Source organism: Streptomyces enissocaesilis, from assembly GCF_039533765.1.
Lineage (GTDB): Bacteria > Actinomycetota > Actinomycetes > Streptomycetales > Streptomycetaceae > Streptomyces > Streptomyces enissocaesilis.
In genome coordinates this window covers 1-759 of the sequence record NZ_BAAAUD010000015.1, presented here as the reverse complement: position 1 = coordinate 759, position 759 = coordinate 1, and the positions used below count along the sequence as shown (strand labels likewise).

Sequence of the window (759 nt, the reverse complement as noted above, 5' to 3'; positions counted from 1 at the left end):
TCCCCACGCTTTCGCTCCTCAGCGTCAGTAATGGCCCAGAGATCCGCCTTCGCCACCGGTGTTCCTCCTGATATCTGCGCATTTCACCGCTACACCAGGAATTCCAGTCTCCCCTACCGAACTCAAGCCTGCCCGTATCAGCTGCAAGCCCACAGTTGAGCTGCGGGTTTTCACAGCTGACGCGACAAGCCGCCTACGAGCTCTTTACGCCCAATAATTCCGGACAACGCTTGCGCCCTACGTATTACCGCGGCTGCTGGCACGTAGTTAGCCGGCGCTTCTTCTGCAGGTACCGTCACTTGCGCTTCTTCCCTGCTGAAAGAGGTTTACAACCCGAAGGCCGTCATCCCTCACGCGGCGTCGCTGCATCAGGCTTGCGCCCATTGTGCAATATTCCCCACTGCTGCCTCCCGTAGGAGTCTGGGCCGTGTCTCAGTCCCAGTGTGGCCGGTCGCCCTCTCAGGCCGGCTACCCGTCGTCGCCTTGGTGGGCCATTACCCCACCAACAAGCTGATAGGCCGCGGGCTCATCCTTCACCGCCGGAGCTTTCGACCCCCTCGGATGCCCGAGGAAGTGATATCCGGTATTAGACCCCGTTTCCAGGGCTTGTCCCGGAGTGAAGGGCAGATTGCCCACGTGTTACTCACCCGTTCGCCACTAATCCACCCCGAAGGGCTTCATCGTTCGACTTGCATGTGTTAAGCACGCCGCCAGCGTTCGTCCTGAGCCAGGATCAAACTCTCCATGAATGTTTTCCCG

General features: G+C 59.6%; 1 rRNA gene. It reads right to left on the bottom strand.

The window, feature by feature from the left end:
- Nucleotides 1-749, bottom strand: a 16S ribosomal RNA gene (locus tag ABD374_RS08210); the annotation flags it as partial.
- Nucleotides 750-759: the final 10 nt, after the last annotated feature.